Raw genomic sequence first — 16,716 nt, 5'->3', positions numbered from 1 at the left:
CGATCGGACAACCCGCCCACGGTCGACGCACCCCGTCTAACCTGCCGGTATGGCCCTTGGTACCGCTTCCGTCCGCTCGGACCGCGCCCGCACGGTCCGCGACATCCTCGCCTCCGGCGGCACGTCGTACTCCTTCGAGTTCTACGCGCCCCGGACCGAGAAGGGCGAGCAGTCCCTCTGGAAGGCCATGCGCCGGGTCGAGGCGGTCGGACCCAGCTTCGTCTCCGTGACCTACGGCGCCGGCGGCACCACCCGGGGCGGCACCGTGAAGGCCACCCAGAAGATCGCCTCCGACAGCACCCTCACCCCCGTCGCGCACCTCACGGCCGTCGACCAGTCCGTCGCCGAACTGCGCAACATCCTCGGCCAGTACGCCGACGCCGGCATCCGCAACATGCTCGCCGTCCGGGGTGACCCGCCGGGCGACCCGCTGGGCGACTGGATCGAGCACCCGGAGGGGGTCCGGTACGCCGCCGACCTGGTCCGGCTGATCAAGGAGTCCGGCGACTTCTGCGTCGGCGTCGCCGCCTTCCCCGAGATGCACCCCCGATCCACCGACTGGGACACGGACATCCGGCACTTCGTGGACAAGTGCCGCGCCGGTGCCGACTACGCCATCACCCAGATGTTCTTCGACCCGGAGAACTACCTGCGGCTCCGCGACAGCGTGGTCAGGGCGGGCTGCGAGACCCCGATCATCCCCGAGGTCATGCCCGTCGTGAACGTGAAGACCCTCGACCGGCTGCCCCGGTTGAGCAACGCCGTCTTCCCGGCGCGCGTGAAAGACCGCATCCTCGCCGTCAAGGACGATCCCGCCGCTGTACGCTCCATCGGTATCGAGTTCGCGACGGAGTTCTGCGCGCGTCTGCTGTCCGAGGGCGTCCCCGGGCTGCACTTCATCACGCTCAACAGCTCCACCGCGACACTCGAGATCTACGAGAATCTCGGACTGCACCAGCAGTCGTGACCGGTCGTACCCGCCCCTCTCCGCGGCGGTGACCGCGGAGAGGGGCGGCGGGGCATGGGGTGGACGGTCCTCTACATCGCGTTCGGCGTGGTCGCGCTGTGGCTGCTCGGGGAGGTGCTCCTCCAGTACAAGGCGCGGCTGCGCTGGCGCGTGCTCGCCTTCTGCGGCTTCCTCTTCGTGGTCGTGGGCGTCCTGCTGCCCTCGGTCCCGGTGATCGTCGCCGGCGCGCTCGCCTTCGCCGTCGGCCAGACCTACGTGACGCTCTCCTTCCGCCGCGGCTTCTCCACCGGCTGGGCGATCGGCGGCAACCCGGGCGCGAGCCGCCGCCGCAAGGCCGGCGCGCCGAACCGGGCCGGCCCCACCCTGGAGGTCACCGAGCTCTCGTACGACGAGCCGGGCGCCGGCCACCACGCCCCCGAGCGGCACCCGGAGGCGGCCGACGACGGCACGGCGGTCTACGAGCCGCTGCCGATGCCCGACGACACCGGCCAGTACGGGGTCTACGACACCGGCCGCGACACCGCCCCCGCCGCCGACGCCGGATACGACCCGGCGGCCTACGCCCCCTACGCGGTGGGACACGAGCAGGGGTACGGCCAGGGGTACGAGCAGCAGGGGCACGACCACCACGGGTACGAGCAGCCCGTCCACCAGCAGGGGTACGACTACGGGGCCGCCGGGCAGCAGCAGTACGCCGCCTACTCCGACCCGTACATCGGCCCGGGCACGGACGCCCAGCAGTACGGCTCGTACTACGGCGACCCCTACGCCCCCTCGTACACCTACGACACCCCGCCCGGCGGGGTCTGGGTCCCGCAGCAGCGCGACACCGAGCCGGACCCGCACCAGCAGGCCCCGGGGCCGTACGGCCACGAGCCGCACCAGGACGACCGGCAGCAGTACCGCTACTGAGGCCCGCGCGGCCCGGGGTCCCGCCGCGGGCCGCGGAGGGTCACCGCGAGCCGCGGAAGTCCGCGCCCTCCACGATCAGCCCCGCCACCAGCGCGCCCGACATGCCCGCGTGGGCGAGCCCGCCGCCCGGGTGCGACCAGCCGCCCGCGAAGTACAGGCCCGGCAGCGGCGAGCGGTTGTCCGCCGGGAGCAGCCGCCCGCCCGCCCCGGCGAGCGCGGGCCCGGGCACCTCGGCGGCCCCGGTGTCGCGGCGCACGTCCTCCGGGGTGCGGACGTGCCGCCACAGCAGCCGCTCCCGCAGCCCCGGCACCGCCCGCCCGGCTGCCTCGACCATGCCGTCGGCGAACGCCTCCCACTCCCGTTCCGGAGCCGTCCGGACGGTCGCCGTGACCGTCACCGCCTCGTGGTCCGCGTCCGGGCGCAGCGCCGGGTCGTCCGGGCGCAGCACGGTCACCGCCGGGCGCCCGCCCTCCGCGTGCACGACCGCGCGGTGGACCGCGTCCGCCTCCCGGGGCCCGCGCAGCGCCAGACAGACTGTCACCCGGCTCGTGCCGAGGGCCTGGAAGCGCGGCACGTCCCGGTCGCCCCGCTCCCACGCGACGACGTGCTCGCGGTAGAGCGACGGCACCGGCGCCCCGGAGACCACGTGGTCGGCCGCGACCTCCTCGCCGCCGGCCAGCCGGACGCCGACCGCCCGGCCGTCCTCCTCCAGGACGTCCTCCACCGGCGCGTCGAAGACGAACTCCACCCGCCGCTTCCGGCACCGCTCGTACACCGCGTCGGCGAGCACCCGCAGGCCCCCGGCCACGTACCAGCTCCCGAAGGTCTGCTCCATGTACGGCAGGACGGCGGCCGAGGCCGGGGCGTCGGCCGGGTCGAAGCCGTAGGACCACGCGTACGCGTCGAGCAGGGCGGCGAGCCGGGGATCGCGCAGCTCCCGCGCCCCGACCCGGGCGAGCGTCCTCGTGGGGCGGCGCAGCAGGCCCGCCCCGGGGGCCGGGTACGGCTCGCGGGCGAGCGGCGCCGGGTCGGCGGGCTGCGGCTCCTCCAGGAGCGGCCGGCGGGTGCGGTCCCAGGCCTCGCGGGCCCGGGTCAGGAAGTCGCCCCAGCGCTCGCCCGCGCCCGCGCCGAGCGCCGCGTCCAGGGCGGCGACCGTGCCGGCCCGGGAGGCGTTCGGCAGGTCCACGCGCGTGCCGTCGGCGAAGACGTGACGGGCCGCCGGATCGACCTGCGTCAGCGCGACGCGGTCCTCCAGCGGCTCCTTGCCCGTCTTCACGAACAGGTCCCGGTACACGGCGGGCAGGTGCAGCAGCCCCGGGCCCGTGTCGAAGGCGAAGCCGTCGCGCGCGTACCGGCCCACCGCGCCGCCGTGCGTCGGTCCCCGCTCGTACACCGTCACCCGGTGGCCCGCCACGGCCAGCCGGGCCGCCGCCGCCATGGCGCCGAGTCCCGCGCCGATCACCACAATCCGTGCCATGCCGGCGAGCCTATCCGGCCCCTCCGGCGGCCCCGGAGGGAGAGGTCAGAAGTGCCGCGACCCGTCGTCGGGCGGGTCCGGGACCCGCGGGCGGGTCCCGGCGGCGGCCGGCCGCCTCTCCTCCCGGCGCCGGGACCTGCGCCGCAGGAAGCGCCGGATCCGCCGGGCCAGGAAGACCACCACGACCAGGCCGAGCAGGAGCAGGGCGCCCGCGACGACCGCCGCCGCCACCGGATGGAAGATCGCGAAGGTGACGACCGCCGCCACCCCGAGGTCCTCCGCCAGGCTCACCCCGACGTTGGAGAACGGCTCCGGCGAGGTGTTGACCGCCATCCTCGTACCCGCCTTGACGAAGTGGCTGAGGAGGGCCGTCGAACCGCCGACCGCGGCCGCCGCCAGCTCCGGCAGCGAGCCGTCCTGCCCGGCGAGCAGGGCGCCGACGACGGCCCCCGCGACCGGCCGGACCACGGTGTGGACGGAGTCCCACACCGAGTCGACGTACGGGACCTTGTCCGCCACCGCCTCGCACAGGAACAGCACGCCCGCGACGACGAGGACGTCGGTGCGCTGGAGGGACCCGGGCACCTCGTCGGTCAGCCCGGTCGCGCCGAAGAGGCCGAGGAGCAGGACCACCGCGTACGCGTTGATCCCGCTCGCCCAGCCGCTGGTGAACACCAGGGGGAGTACGGACACGCCCGCGATCGTAACCAGGACTGAGTACCCGTACCTAGGGGCCGGGATGAGTAGCCGCGCGGATGGGGCCGGCGGGGCCCGGAGGGGAGAGTGGAGCCCACGGAAGGGGCGCGGCTCCGGAACCGCCGGCACGGGGCGGCGGAACGGGGCCGCGCGCCTGCCGGTGCGGGAGGCACGGGGGCACGGGGGTGCGGCCTTCCGGTACGGGGGCGCAGCGGGAAGCCGGTGCGGCGGGGCTCGGGGGGATCGAGCCCCGCCGCACCGGCTTCTTCGTGTCCGGGTGGTTTTCCGGGTTCCACGCGCGCGCGTGGACCGGCCCGGAACCGGTGCCCGTGCCCACGCGCGCGGCCCGGGCTCCGGTGTTCCTAGCGGCCGCCCACCCGGCCGTGCAGGAGCCGGGAGAGGGCCGCGTGGACGTCGTCGAGGGAGCGCTCGCTCTGGAAGGCCTGCCAGTCGAGCGCCGCCACGAGCACCATGCCGACGAGCGCCGCCGCCGTGAGCTGGACGTCGATCTCCTCGCTCAGCTCCCCGGCCCCGACCCCCTCGCGCAGCACCCCCTCCACCACCGCGACCGCCTCCTGGCGGACCACCAGGAGCGTGGAGTTCCAGGCCCGGTTGGTGCGCCAGAGCTCGGCCACGTACAGCTGGGTGAAGGCCGGGTAGCGGTCGATGAAGACGAGGCCCGCCCGGATCATCGCGTCCAGCGCGTCGACCCGGCTCCCGCCGCGCGCGGCGGTCTCCTCGGCCGCCGTGCGCAGGGAGGCGGTGAGCAGCGACACCCCGTGCCGCAGCAGCTCCTCGAAGAGCTCGGTCTTGCTCTTGAAGTTGTAGTAGACCGTGCCCTTGGCCACGCCGGCCCGCTCGGCGATCTCGTCCACCGTCGTCGCGGAGAAGCCCTGCTCCGCGATGAGCGTGACGGCCGCCTCGTAGAGCTTCGCGCGCGTGGCCCGGCGTCTGGTGCTGCTGCTGTCCATGGGATCGATTCTCACAGGTGTCACGGGTGGTGCCGGCCCCGTCTCACAGGGTCAGTTCGGGGTGGAGCCGGTCCAGCGTCCAGACCTGCCGCCTGCGGGCCGAGACGGCGGTCAGGGCCAGGGCGCCCAGGGTGAACGCCGCCAGGACCGCGCAGGACTGCCAGACGGGTCCGAGCCCGCCGCCCGTGATCAGCCGGCGCAGCGACTCGACCACGTACGTCATGGGCAGGAAGGGGTGGATCGCGTTGAAGAAGGGCGGGCTGGTCTGGACGGGGTAGGTGCCGCCCGCCGAGGTGAGCTGGAGCATCAGGGCCGCGAGCACCAGGATCCGGCCCGCCGCGCCGAAGCGGGCGTTGAACCACTGGATGATCGCCGTGAAGCAGCAGGTGACCAGGGCGAGGAAGCCGACCGTGCCGGCGGCCCGGGCCATCTGGAGGCCGAGGCCCCAGTGCAGCACCGACATCAGGGCCGCGACCTGGAGGAGCCCGATCGCCGCCACCGGGAGCCAGCCCGCGAGCGCGATCCGCCACGCGGAGCCGCCCGCGGCGAGCGCGCGCCGGTTCATCGGCTGGATGATCATGTACGCGACCATCGCGCCGACCCAGAGGGAGAGCGGGATGAAGTACGGGGCGAAGCCCGTGCCGTAGTTCGGCGCCTTGTGCATCGACTGGGAGGCCAGCCGCACCGGGTCGGCCATGACCTCCGTGCGCTTGTCGCGGGCCTGCTGGTCGTAGTCCGGGATCTGGCCGACCCCGTCGCGCAGCCCGCCGGCCAGCTCGCCGGAGCCGTCGGCCAGCTTGAACAGGCCGCCGTCCAGGTCGCCCGCGCCCTTCTTGAGCCTGCCGACGCCGGTGTCCAGGTTCACCGAGCCGGTCTTGGCCCCGCTGATGCCGGTGTGCAGCTTCTCCGCGCCCGCCGCGACCTTCTTGGCGCCCGCGTTCAGCTCGTTGATCTTCCGGATGGCGTCCTCGACCTCCTCGTCGAGGTGCGGGGCACGGGTCGCCAGCTCGTCGGCCTGCTTCTTCAGCGTGACCAGGCGCGCGTTCAGCGTCTTCAGGTCGCCGTTGCTGTCCTTGGTCAGCTCGTGCACGTCGTCCGCGATGACGGCGACGTCGCCGGCGGTGACCGCGGCCCGCTGGAGGACCTTGCACGCGCGCGCGTCGGGCTCCGGGGCCTCCACGCACTCCTCGCGGTGCAGGGCGGTCATCTCGGCGTCGGCCTTGTGCGCGGCGGTGCGGACCTGGGGGCCCCGCTTCACCAGGACGTCGAGGTTGTGCTGGACGGCGGTGGCCGAGTCGGAGACCAGCCGGGCCGTGTCGCGGATCGACCTGCCGTTGTTCGCCAGGTAGGGGCGGACCTTGTCGGCGGTGCCGTTCACCCTGTCGGCGAGCGTCTGCGTGCCGTTCGCGACCTTGCGGGAGCCGGTCTCCAGCTCCTTGGCGCCCTTGTCGAGCTTCTTCAGGCCCTCGGCCAGGTCGCCGCTGCCCGCCTTGGCGTCCCCGAGGCCGTCCGCCAGGCTCTTGGAGCCCTTCTTGGCCTTGTCGACGCCCTGCTTGAGGTCGGCCGCGCCCTTGGCGGCCTTCTCGGTGGCGTCGTGGATGTCGGAGAAGGAGATGAAGATCTTGTCGAGGAAGCCGCGCGAGGACTTGGTGGAGGCCGCGGTGCGCACCTCGGCGAAGACCGTCCGGGAGATCTGCCCGACGATGTAGTTGTTCGCGTCGTTCGTCCGCACCCGCAGGGCGCCGGTCTCGGGGGAGTCGCCGGAGCTGGAGGCGATGCGGGTGCTGAAGTCGCCGGGCATGGTCAGGGACAGGTAGTACGTCCCGTCCTCGACGCCCTTGCGCGCCTCCTCGTCGCTCACCCGGTGCCACGCGAAGGTCTCGCTCTCCAGGAGCCCCTTCGTGATGTCGTCGCCGGCGTTGATCTCCTTGCCGTCGGCGGTGGCGCCCCGGTCCTCGTTGACGAGGGCGACGGGGATCCTGTCGAGCCTGCCGTACGGGTCCCAGAACGAGTACAGGTACAGGGCGCCGTACAGCAGCGGCAGCAGCAGGACCGCGACGAGCGCGGCGCGCGGCAGCCTGCCCCTGCCGAAGCGCCTCAGCTCAAGAGCGGCCAGTTTCGGCGAGCGCATCGTCCGCCCCCTCCTCGGTCGTGGACGCGGCGGCGCCCGTGTCGGTGCCGGTGCCGTCCGTGTGGGTGCCGGCGGCGTCCGCCCCGGCCGTCTGCGTCCGGGCCTTCTCCGTGTCGACGGGCTCCGTGTCGACGGGCTCCGGGCCGGTGGTCTTCGCGCCGGTGGTCTTCGTGCCGCTGGTCTTCGCACCGGTGGTCTTCGTGTCGGTGGTCTTCGCACCGGTGGTCTTCGTGCCGCCGGCGCCGGCGTCCTCGGCGGTCCCCTCCCCGGCGGGCTCCTCCGGCGTTCCGGGCGTCCCGGGGGCCTCCAGGGCCTCCGGCGCCTCCCCGGACTCCTCCGGGGCCGAGGCGGTCGTGGTGATCCGCAGGGCGTCCTCCGGGGCCTCGCTGCAGACGGCGAGGACGGTCGTCCCGGCGGCGGCCAGGGAGCGCAGGAGCGCCCAGACCCCGGCCCGGTCCGCGTCCGAGAGCTTCAGGTCCGTGTCGTCCACGGCGAGCAGCCGGGGGCGCCCGATCAGGGCGAGGGCGATCGAGAGCCGCAGCGCCTCGGGCCGCTCCAGGTCCCGCACGGAGGTCCGCCCGCCCTTCGGCAGGGCGTCGAGGTCGAGCCCCGCGGCCGCCACGGCCTCCGCGATCCGGGCCCGCGCCTCCGCCGCCCGCGTGCCGGGGCGCCGCAGCAGCGCCCGTACCGAGCCGTCGAAGCGGCGCTGGAGCAGCGCCCGCTCGCGCAGGTGCTCGGCGACCGTGAAGGCGGGGTCGAGCTCGTTGACGCCCGGGACCTGGCCCAGCGCGCTGATCCGGCGCACCGCGGCCATCTTCCGGGGCAGCGGGAGGCCGCCGACCTCGGCGTGCCCCTCCTTGGCCCTCATCCGGCCGGTGAGCGCGAGGAGCAGACAGGTGCGCCCCGAGCCCGACGGCCCCTCGATCGCCACCAGCGCGCCCGGCCCCGCCTGGAAGGAAACCTTCCGGAAGGCCCAGCCCCGCGGCCCCTTCAGTCCGAAGCCGTCCGCGACGACGGCGGCGCCGTGCGGCCGTTCCTCGGCTTCCGTGCCCACGGACCCACCCCCACTCCCCATTTTTGAACTGACCAGTCAGTCCAAAAGTTACCCCCGTGCCGGGGCCTTCGCAAAACCGCAGGTCAGCGTGATTGTCAGTGGGAGTGGGCACGATGGACACATACGGCCACAGCGCCGTCACGCGACGACAGGAGGCTTCGTCATGGCACGTCCATCCGCAGCAGCCGCACCCAGGCGCCACCCCGTCCCCGCGCACTCCGGACCCGCGTCCGACATCCACCCCGTCTCCCGCCGCACCGCCGCCCCTCCCGCCGCCCTCGACCTCCTCGCCAAGTCCCGCGCCGGACTCGCCGAGGCCGCCGCCCTCGACCGCCCCCACGAGCGGTACGCCACCGCGCACCTCGCCGCCCTGCGCGCCGCCGCGGCCGTGCTGGCCGCCCGGGGCACGCCCGACCCCGCACCCCGCCGCAAGGAGCGCATACGGACCGCCTGGGAGCTCCTCGCCGAGCTGGCGCCCGAGCTCGCCGAGTGGAGCGCCCACTTCGCCGCCGGGGCGCCCCGCAGGGCCCGCGCGGAGGCGGGCATCACCGGCGCCGCCACGGCCAGGGAGGCCGACGACCTCCTCCGGGACGCCGAGTACTTCTCGCGCCTGGTGGAGCGGCTGCTCGCCCTCCGGCCGGTGTCGCCCCGCGCCCCCGGGGACGACGACGCGGGAGGGTGATCCGAAAGGCCGGAGCGAGGCCATAGGGTGGGGAGGTCCGTACCCGTCACCGAGGAGTCAACAGCCGTGCCGGACCCTTCCCCCGCCTTCGGTCGAGAGGCGACCTCACGCCCGTCGCGCGCCTCCCTGCGCACCGCCGTCGTCTGGGACGTCCTCAAGGACGCCCTCGACCGCCGGGTCGAGGCCACCGGGAAGGACGCCCTCGACGTCCTCGACACGGGCGGCGGCTCCGGGAACTTCGCGGTCCCGGTGGCCCGTCTCGGCCACCGGGTCACCGTCGTCGACCCCAGCCCCAACGCGCTCTTCGCGCTGGAGCGCCGGGCCGCCGAGGCCGGCGTCGCCGACCTCGTCGCCGGGGTCCAGGGCGACGTCCGGGGCCTCTTCGACGTGGTCGGGCGCGAGGGCTACGACGCCGTGCTCTGCCACGGCGTCCTGGAGTACGTCGACGACCCCGCCGAGGGCGTGCGCAACGCGGTCGCCGCGCTCCGGCCCGGCGGCAGCCTCAGCCTGCTCGCCGCCGGGGTCGGCGGAGCCGTCCTGGCCCGCGCCCTCGCCGGACACTTCACCGAGGCCCGGCACGCCCTCACCGACCCGGCGGGCCGCTGGGGCGCGGGCGACCCCGTGCCCCGGCGCTTCACCGCCGAGCAGCTCGCCGAGCTGGCCGACGAGGCCGGTCTGGAGGTCGGCGCCGTGCACGGCGTCCGGGTCTTCGCCGACCTCGTCCCCGGCGTCCTCGTCGACACCGAGCCGGGCGCCGCCGAGGCCCTCCTCAGGCTGGAGGCGGCCGCCGCGGAGCTGCCCTCGTTCCACGCCGTCGCCACCCAGCTGCACGTCCTCGGCGAGAAGCGGGCCTGATCCGCGGGGCCACCCGTTCGGCGGTTCGGGCCGCGGCACTCCATGGAGTACGCCACAGCACGCCCGGTCCGGGCCCCGGCCCCGTATGATCGGGGGAAACCATCCGGCATGACGGACGGGGCCCCGGGGAATCAACGCCTCAGCAACCGATCCGCATGGCGGCCCGGATTGGCTATTCGGCATTGTGGGCGGGTTTCACGGGGGCGATTCCCTGCCTATCCTGAAAGGGCCGCAAACCGGTCGCCCCCGCGGCCGACGACTAGGAGGACTCCGTGCCGCTCTCGGAGCACGAGCAGCGAATGCTCGAGCAGATGGAGCGAGCGCTGTACGCCGAAGATCCCAAGTTCGCGACAGCGCTCGAGGGAAGCGGACTGCGTACGTACACCCGGCGACGGGTTTACCAGGCAGTCGCCGGCTTCCTGGTGGGTATCGCGCTCCTCATGGCCGGAATGGTCGCACAGCAGATCTGGATCAGCGTGGTGGGATTCCTCGTCATGCTGGGCTGCGCGGTCCTGGCGGTCACCGGATGGCGCAAGGCGCCGAAGCCGGGCGAGCAGCAGGCTTCGGGTGGAACGGCGGCCGGCGGCCGTCAGACCCGGCAGCGACGCCCCATGATGAACCGGATCGAAGAGCGGTGGCAGCGCCGCCGCGACGAGCAGGGCGGCGGCCACTGACGGCCCCCTGAGCGGAAGCCCCGCCCCCTTCAGCGACCGAGCCCCGCAGAGCCGCGCACCCGAGCGCAGCGGCCCTGCGGGGCTCGTCGCTGTGCCGGGCCGCGGGCCGTAGCCCGCGGCCCGGCCGGGGAAGGAAACGGCGGGCGCGTCCGGGGGAGAGCCACGGCGGCCGGGTCCCGGGGAGAGTCGCGGCGGCCGGGTCCCGGAGCGAACCGCGGCGGCCGGGCCCCGGGGAGGGTCGCCCCGGCCGGGCCCCGGAGCGAACCGCGGCGGCCGGGCCCGGTGGAGGACCACGGCGGAACGCCATGGCGAGAGGGGCGGGACGATCCTTCCGGATCCCGCCCCTCCGCCGTGTCCCGGCCCTCTCAGCCCGTCCCGTGCGGCGCCCGCCGGAAGCGGGCCGTCAGGGCGTGGCGGCGGTCCGACCAGCGGGCCGTCGCCGTCGCCCAGCGGGCCGAGGCCGCCCAGCGGACGCGGACCGCCGAGCGGGGGGCGAGCAGGGCGCGCAGGCGGGTGCGACGGTCCGCGCCCGCGTGGAAGCCCGCCCGGACCCGCCCGGCCTCCTCGGCCAGGTTCGCGACCGGCTGCGACCTGGGCGCGTACAGCGCCTCCTCCACCGCCCGCGCCACCCGGTGCACCGCGTCGGCGGACTCGCCCCGCAGCTCGCCCAGGCGCACGATCCGCGCCGCCGTCCGCCGGGGCGTCTGCGACTCGTCCGGCTCGACCCCGTAGTCCCAGGCCGTGTCGTTGATCTCCCGCCAGACCGCGAGCGTCCGCGCCGCCGTCCCCCCGGCGCCCCGCGCCGAGGGCCGTCCGGGCCGCCCGTCCGAGAACGGCCCGGACGGCCCGCCCTCCTCCGGCTCCCGGACCCCCGCCGGTCCGAGCCGCCGGGCGCGGGCCCGGCGGCGCCAGAACAGCGGAAGCAGCGGCAGGACCAGGACCACGGCCACGCCCAGGACGATCAGGGCCGTCGCCAGCGGGTCCGCGCCGGAGTCGTCCGGGGCCGCCCCGGCCGCCGCCGTCTCCTGGCCGCAGTCGCCGAGCCTGCGCATCTGCGGCGTGCAGCTCTCCGAGGCGCTCGGCGCGGCGGACGGCTGCGCCGAGGCGCTCTGCCGCGGCTGCGCGGGCCCGGTGGCCGAGCCCGAGGGGACGGCCTCCCGGGCGTAGGAGGGGGTGGAGCCCCGCTGCGGGGTCGGCTCGAACCGCGTCCAGCCCGCCCCCTCGAAGTACAGCTCGGGCCACGCGTGCGCGTCCCGGATGCCGACCGACATCGATCCGTCGCTCTGCGGCGTGCCCGGCATGAAGCCGACGGCCACCCGGGCCGGGATGCCGAGCGAGCGGGCCATCGCCGCCATCGAGAAGGAGAAGTGGACGCAGAAGCCCTCCTTGTCCTTCAGGAAGCGGGAGACCGCCTGCACCCCGGTGCCGGACTGCACGTCCACGTCGTAGCGGAAGCCGCCGTCCCGGGCGAACCAGTCCTGGAGCTTCAGGGCCCGCTCGTAGTCGTTGTCCGCGCCCGAGGTGACCTTCCGGGCCGTCTCCCGCACGTCGGCCGGCAGCGACGCGGGCACCTTGGTGTACTCGCGGCGCAGCTCCTCCGGGGCGGGCCCGGCGGCGGCCAGCTGCTCCGCCGTCGGCTGCACGTCCAGGCTGGCCACCTGGTAGCGGGCGCCCCGGGTGGTCTGCCTGTCGTCGCCGACCAGCATCCGGCCGGCCGGCTCGTACCGCCAGCGCCCCTCGACGTCGACCCGGGAGGCCGGGTACGGCATCGGCAGCCACTTCTGCTCGTAGGTCCCGGAGGCGACGAAGTTGCCGGTCACCTCGGTGACCCGGACGCCCTGCGCGAGCCCGTCCGGCCACGGCAGCCGCTCCGGCACGTCCACGATCGGGCGGACCGAGGACTTCCAGGAGAGGCCGTCGAACTGGTCGAGCGCGACGAGCCGCAGGTACGTGCCGCTGGTGTCGCGGGCGTTGGTCCGGTAGCGCAGGACCTCGCGGTCCTCCTGCTGGCGCAGGTCGTCCTGGAGGGAGACCAGCGGGTTCACGGTGGAGATCGTGCCGCCCGTGCCGCTGCCCCCGGACCCCTCCCCCCCGCCGCCGGCCCCGAGGAGTCCGCCGCTCAGACCGGGCAGCGCGAACGGCACCACCAGCGCGACCCCCAGGGCCACGGCCCCGATCCGGCGCCCGGTGCGGACCGGCGCGAACGCCTGGCCGCCGCTGCCGACGGCGGTGCCGGGCCGGCCGGTGCGCTGGGCGCCGCCGAAGACCCGCCCCCACCGGGAGAGCCGGTCCCGGCCCTCGGCGAGGAGCAGCAGCAGATAGCCGGTGCCCGCCAGGAGGAACCAGAGCCAGCCCGCGCCGCCGCCGGAGAGGCCGGCCGCCACCGAGTACAGGGCGAGCAGCGGCAGACCGGCCGGGGCCGCCCTGCGGAAGGTGACCGCGAGGGCGTCCACCATGAGCCCGATGACGACCACGCCGCCGACCAGCATGAGCCGGATGCCCTCGGTGTCCGGTGCGGGGACCGCGTACCGGCCCACGTCCTCGGCGCCCGCCCGCAGCAGTTCGGCGGCGTGCGTGACGGCCCGCGGCCCCGGCAGGAACCAGAGGACCGCCTGCTCGCGGGCGAAGACCGCGGTCAGCGCGAACAGCGCGACCGCCGTCTGGGCGAGGAGGGCCGCCGGAGCGGCGAGCGGCACCCGCCGCGCCAGCGTGCCCGCCCCGCTCACCAGGGCCAGCACGAAGGCCGCCGTGAAGATCCAGGTCGCCGGCTTGACCAGCGGGAGCAGGGCCCCGGCCGCCATCAGGGTGGCGGCCCAGGAGGCCAGCGTCAGCCGTGCGCGCCCGCTCATGCCCATCCTCCGTAGGTGGTGTCGGCGGCGGCCTCCGCGCCGGCGCCGGCCGCCTGCCGCCACAGGTCGGCGAGCCGGGCCCCGGGCGGCACGGCGAGCGCCGTCCAGCCCGCCTCGCGCAGCTGCCGCACCCGGTTCTCGGCCGCCCCGGAGACCGAACCGCCGGTCAGCCAGGCGCCGGAGTCCAGGACGAAGGCGACGGCCGCGCCGCCGCGGCCCCGCATCCGGGCGACGAGCGCGGCCTGCTCCTCGTCGAGGTCGCCGAGGAAGGCGACGAGCAGCCCGTCGCCGCCGGCCCGCAGCACGTCGGAGGCGCGCGAGAGGCCCGCCCCCTCCGAGTGGTCGACGACCGCGAGGGCGTCCATCATCAGACCGGCCGAGTCGGCCGGGTCCTGCACCGGACCGCCGAAGCCCTCGGCGCCCTCGCCGGGGACGGCGCTGCCGGTGTCGGTGAGCAGCCGGACCGTGTAGCCGCGCTCCAGCATGTGGACGAGCGCGGAGGCGGTGCCGGAGACCGCCCACTCGAAGGCGGAGTCCGGGCCCGCACCCCGGTAGGCGACCTCGCGGGTGTCGAGGAGGACGGTGCAGCGGGCCCGCTGCGGCTGCTCCTCGCGGCGGACCATCAGCTCGCCGTAGCGGGCGGTGGAGCGCCAGTGCACCCGGCGCAGGTCGTCGCCGTGGCGGTAGGCGCGCGGGATGACGTCGTCGTCGCCGGCGAGGGCGAGCGCGCGCCGGTGCCCCTCGCCGTGCCCGGCGGCCTCGCCGAAGAACCCGACCGGCGGCAGCGCCTCGGTCCCGGGGACGACGGTGAGGGTGTCGTACGCGCTGAAGGAGCGGGTCAGCTCGCACATGCCGAAGGGGTCGCTCAGCCGGAGCTGGAGCGGCCCGAGCGGGAAGCGGCCGCGCAGGTCGGAGCGGACCCGGTAGGACACCTCGCGCCGCCCGCCCGCCTCGACCCGGTCGAGGACGAAGCGGGGCCGGGACCCCAGCATGTACGGCACGTGGTCCTGGAGCATGAGCAGCCCGGTGGGCAGCCTGGAGACGTTCTCCATCCGCAGCTGGACCCGGGCCTCGGTGCCCGTCTCCACCCGCTGGGGGACGAGCAGGCGCGAGGTCGCGACCCGGTAGCGGGTCCGGTGCAGCACGAGGACGCAGACCAGCGGCAGGACGGCGAGCAGCAGCCCGACGCGCAGCAGGTCGGCCTGGCCGAGGACGTACGCGCAGATGGCGGCGGCCACCCCGGCGGCGAGGAAGGACCGGCCGCGGGTGGTGAGGCCGCTCAGGGCGGCCCGCAGACCGCCCCGGTCGTCGTCGCCCCGCTGCCCGTCCGGCACGGCGGCGCTCGTCATCACAGCCGCCGGGCGCCGGGCTGCTGCTGGCCGTAGAGCGGCCCGGCGGGCGGGGCCGAGGCCGGTACGGGGGTGCGCTGCAGGATGTCGTGGACGACCTGCTCGGCGGTGCGGCGGTTGAGCTGGGCCTGCGCCGTCGGCAGCAGCCGGTGGGCGAGGACGGGCGCGGCGAGGGCCTGGAGGTCGTCGGGCAGCACGTACTCGCGGCCGCTGAGCGCGGCGGAGGCCCGCGCGGCCCGCAGCAGGTGGAGCGTGGCCCGGGGCGAGGCGCCGAGCCGCAGGTCGGGGTGGGTGCGGGTGGCGGCGACCAGGTCGACCGCGTACCGGCGCACGGAGTCGGCGACGTGCACCGCGCGCACCGCCTCGATCAGCTTCAGGACGTCGTGGGCGTGCGCCACCGGCTGGAGGTCGTCCAGCGGGTTGACCGCGCCGTGCACGTCGAGCATCCGGAACTCGGCCTCGGCGCTCGGGTAGCCGATGGAGACCCGGGCCATGAAGCGGTCGCGCTGGGCCTCGGGCAGCGGGTAGGTGCCCTCCATCTCGACCGGGTTCTGGGTGGCGACCACCATGAACGGGCTGGGCAGCTCGTACGTCTGCCCGTCGATGGTGACCTGCCGCTCCTCCATGGACTCCAGGAGCGCGGACTGGGTCTTCGGCGAGGCGCGGTTGATCTCGTCGCCGATCACGATCTGGGCGAAGATCGCACCCGGCTTGAACTCGAACTCCCGGCGCTGCTGGTCGAAGATCGACACGCCCGTGACGTCCGAGGGCAGCAGGTCGGGGGTGAACTGGATGCGGCGCACCGAGCAGTCGATGGACCGGGCCAGGGTCTTGGCCAGCATGGTCTTGCCGACGCCGGGGACGTCCTCGATCAGGAGGTGCCCCTCGGCGAGCAGCACGGTCAGCGAAAGCCGTACGACCTCGGGCTTGCCCTCGATCACACCCTCCACCGATCTGCGGACGCGCTCCACAGTGGCGGTCAGATCAGTGAGGCTCGCTCGATCGTCATAGGTCGTCACCCGGCCCTCCTCGGCCTTCCGAAACACACGGACACCTGCCCCCGTCAGGATGTTCGGGGGGTGTCCACCCGGGCATTGTTGTTGGCGTGGCCGGGTCGTGTCACTCGACTGCCGACAAGTACGGAGGAAATGCCGGAGTTTGAACCGTTACGCCCGGTCACCGGCGGGCGTGTCCGACGGGTCGATCTCGCGCAGCAGGCCCGTCGTCACGTCGAAGACGAAGCCCCGCACGTCGTCGGTGTGCGGCAGGAAGGGCGAGGTCCGCACCCGCCGCATCGACTGGCGGACGTCCTGGTCCACGTCGCGGAAGGCCTCGACCGCCCAGGCCGGCCGCTGGCCGACCTCCATCTCCAGCTCGTGCCGGAACTCCTCCGTGAGCGATTCCAGGCCGCAGCCCGTGTGGTGGATCAGGACCACGCTGCGCGTCCCCAGGGCGCGCTGGCTGATGGTGAGGGAGCGGATCACGTCGTCGGTGACCACGCCGCCCGCGTTGCGGACGGTGTGGCAGTCGCCGAGTTCGAGCCCGAGGGCCGCGTGCAGGTCCAGGCGGGCGTCCATGCAGGCGACGACGGCGACGCGCAGCACGGGGCGCGCGTCCATTCCCGGGTCGGCGAACTCGGAGGCGTAGCGCCCGTTCGCCTCGACGAGGCGGTCGGTCACCGTGGAATCGTCCGGCACGGCTTCGGCGGCGGGGCGCGCGGAGGTCGTCATGGTCCCGACGGTAGTGGTCACGGCCCCCCGCGGCCCGCCGTGAGGGGGGACAAAGAACGTCAATGAACCCTCCTGTGAGCTAACCCACAGGAGGGGAAGCCGCGCCCCGAACGAGTGAGGCGTCCGGAATGTCCGACGGGACCGCCGGGGCCGTGCGACGCGCCCGCGGGTTGATTGACCGGCGGGTCCGGTGGACTAAAGTGACGCGGAGTTCACGGAGACAACGAGCGATTTCCGCGGTTTCTCCCCCGTGTGCGCGGCGGTACCCACGGCTCGGCCTCCTCCCGCTCGCCGGTCGGCCGACGCGCCCTTCCGGCGCCGGACGACCGCTTCTCCCCAGCGAGCGGGCGGAGACCCGGCGGTACGTTC

Annotated in this window: 14 protein-coding genes; 5 read left to right on the top strand and 9 right to left on the bottom strand. The window is 75.0% G+C overall.

Going from position 1 to position 16,716, the window contains the following annotated elements; all coding sequences use genetic code 11:
• The first annotated feature begins 49 nt into the window (after nucleotides 1–49).
• Both metF and ACIQKA_RS07405 read left to right on the top strand, forming a co-directional pair.
• Nucleotides 50–967, top strand: coding sequence for a methylenetetrahydrofolate reductase [NAD(P)H] (gene metF / locus ACIQKA_RS07410; protein ID WP_383441429.1), 918 nt, complete (start codon nucleotides 50–52; stop codon nucleotides 965–967).
• A 54-nt stretch (nucleotides 968–1,021) separates the two neighbouring features.
• Nucleotides 1,022–1,879 (top strand): hypothetical protein, encoded by an 858-nt coding sequence (locus ACIQKA_RS07405; protein ID WP_402540326.1) that lies wholly within the window; start codon nucleotides 1,022–1,024, stop codon nucleotides 1,877–1,879.
• Between the two features lie 40 nt (nucleotides 1,880–1,919).
• Here ACIQKA_RS07405 and ACIQKA_RS07400 read toward each other — a convergent pair whose 3' ends face one another.
• The 5 genes from ACIQKA_RS07400 to ACIQKA_RS07380 all read right to left on the bottom strand — a co-directional run bounded on the left by ACIQKA_RS07400 (nucleotide 1,920) and on the right by ACIQKA_RS07380 (nucleotide 8,208).
• Nucleotides 1,920–3,356, bottom strand: a complete 1,437-nt coding sequence (locus ACIQKA_RS07400; RefSeq protein ID WP_383160443.1) for a phytoene desaturase family protein — start codon at nucleotides 3,354–3,356, stop codon at nucleotides 1,920–1,922.
• A 45-nt stretch (nucleotides 3,357–3,401) separates the two neighbouring features.
• Complete coding sequence (locus ACIQKA_RS07395) at nucleotides 3,402–4,049, bottom strand: DUF4126 domain-containing protein (protein ID WP_383160441.1); 648 nt, start codon at nucleotides 4,047–4,049, stop codon at nucleotides 3,402–3,404.
• Between the two features lie 365 nt (nucleotides 4,050–4,414).
• A complete protein-coding gene (locus ACIQKA_RS07390; protein WP_383160372.1) occupies nucleotides 4,415–5,023 on the bottom strand; it encodes a TetR/AcrR family transcriptional regulator in 609 nt (202 codons plus the stop codon).
• Nucleotides 5,024–5,066: 43 nt separating this feature from the next.
• On the bottom strand, nucleotides 5,067–7,154 hold the full coding sequence (locus tag ACIQKA_RS07385) for a YhgE/Pip family protein (protein ID WP_402540323.1): 2,088 nt from the start codon (nucleotides 7,152–7,154) through the stop codon (nucleotides 5,067–5,069).
• Nucleotides 7,126–8,208, bottom strand: coding sequence for an ATP-binding cassette domain-containing protein (locus tag ACIQKA_RS07380; RefSeq protein ID WP_390106012.1), 1,083 nt, complete (start codon nucleotides 8,206–8,208; stop codon nucleotides 7,126–7,128). Before ACIQKA_RS07380 ends, ACIQKA_RS07385 begins: the two co-directional genes overlap by 29 nt.
• Before the next feature lie 163 nt (nucleotides 8,209–8,371).
• Here ACIQKA_RS07380 and ACIQKA_RS07375 point away from each other — a divergent pair, with 163 nt between their 5' ends.
• From ACIQKA_RS07375 to ACIQKA_RS07365, 3 genes are all read left to right on the top strand, one after another.
• On the top strand, nucleotides 8,372–8,890 hold the full coding sequence (locus ACIQKA_RS07375) for an SAV_6107 family HEPN domain-containing protein (RefSeq protein ID WP_383438642.1): 519 nt from the start codon (nucleotides 8,372–8,374) through the stop codon (nucleotides 8,888–8,890).
• Between the two features lie 66 nt (nucleotides 8,891–8,956).
• Nucleotides 8,957–9,745, top strand: a complete 789-nt coding sequence (locus tag ACIQKA_RS07370) for a methyltransferase (protein ID WP_383438645.1) — start codon at nucleotides 8,957–8,959, stop codon at nucleotides 9,743–9,745.
• A gap of 272 nt (nucleotides 9,746–10,017) precedes the next feature.
• The gene (locus ACIQKA_RS07365) at nucleotides 10,018–10,419 is read left to right on the top strand and encodes a DUF3040 domain-containing protein (protein WP_366376469.1); all 402 of its coding nucleotides are present in this window, start codon (nucleotides 10,018–10,020) and stop codon (nucleotides 10,417–10,419) included.
• 365 nt (nucleotides 10,420–10,784) lie between these two features.
• Here the strand turns inward: ACIQKA_RS07365 and ACIQKA_RS07360 are convergent, their stop codons facing one another.
• The 4 genes from ACIQKA_RS07360 to ACIQKA_RS07345 form a co-directional block, all read right to left on the bottom strand.
• Nucleotides 10,785–13,268 (bottom strand): transglutaminaseTgpA domain-containing protein, encoded by a 2,484-nt coding sequence (locus tag ACIQKA_RS07360; RefSeq protein WP_390106016.1) that lies wholly within the window; start codon nucleotides 13,266–13,268, stop codon nucleotides 10,785–10,787.
• Entirely contained in the window at nucleotides 13,265–14,617 is a 1,353-nt protein-coding gene (locus ACIQKA_RS07355; protein WP_402540319.1) for a DUF58 domain-containing protein, read from the bottom strand. The genes ACIQKA_RS07360 and ACIQKA_RS07355 overlap by 4 nt, the downstream gene beginning before the upstream one ends.
• Nucleotides 14,617–15,636 (bottom strand): AAA family ATPase, encoded by a 1,020-nt coding sequence (locus ACIQKA_RS07350; protein WP_383160271.1) that lies wholly within the window; start codon nucleotides 15,634–15,636, stop codon nucleotides 14,617–14,619. The genes ACIQKA_RS07355 and ACIQKA_RS07350 overlap by 1 nt, the downstream gene beginning before the upstream one ends.
• A gap of 147 nt (nucleotides 15,637–15,783) precedes the next feature.
• Nucleotides 15,784–16,347 (bottom strand): beta-class carbonic anhydrase, encoded by a 564-nt coding sequence (locus tag ACIQKA_RS07345; RefSeq protein ID WP_383160269.1) that lies wholly within the window; start codon nucleotides 16,345–16,347, stop codon nucleotides 15,784–15,786.
• Nucleotides 16,348–16,716 lie beyond the last annotated feature (369 nt).

This window comes from Streptomyces sp. NPDC092045, from assembly GCF_044756005.1.
Lineage (GTDB): Bacteria > Actinomycetota > Actinomycetes > Streptomycetales > Streptomycetaceae > Streptomyces.
The sequence above is the reverse complement of the archived record's forward strand: the minus strand, read 5'-3'. Positions and strand labels throughout refer to the sequence as shown.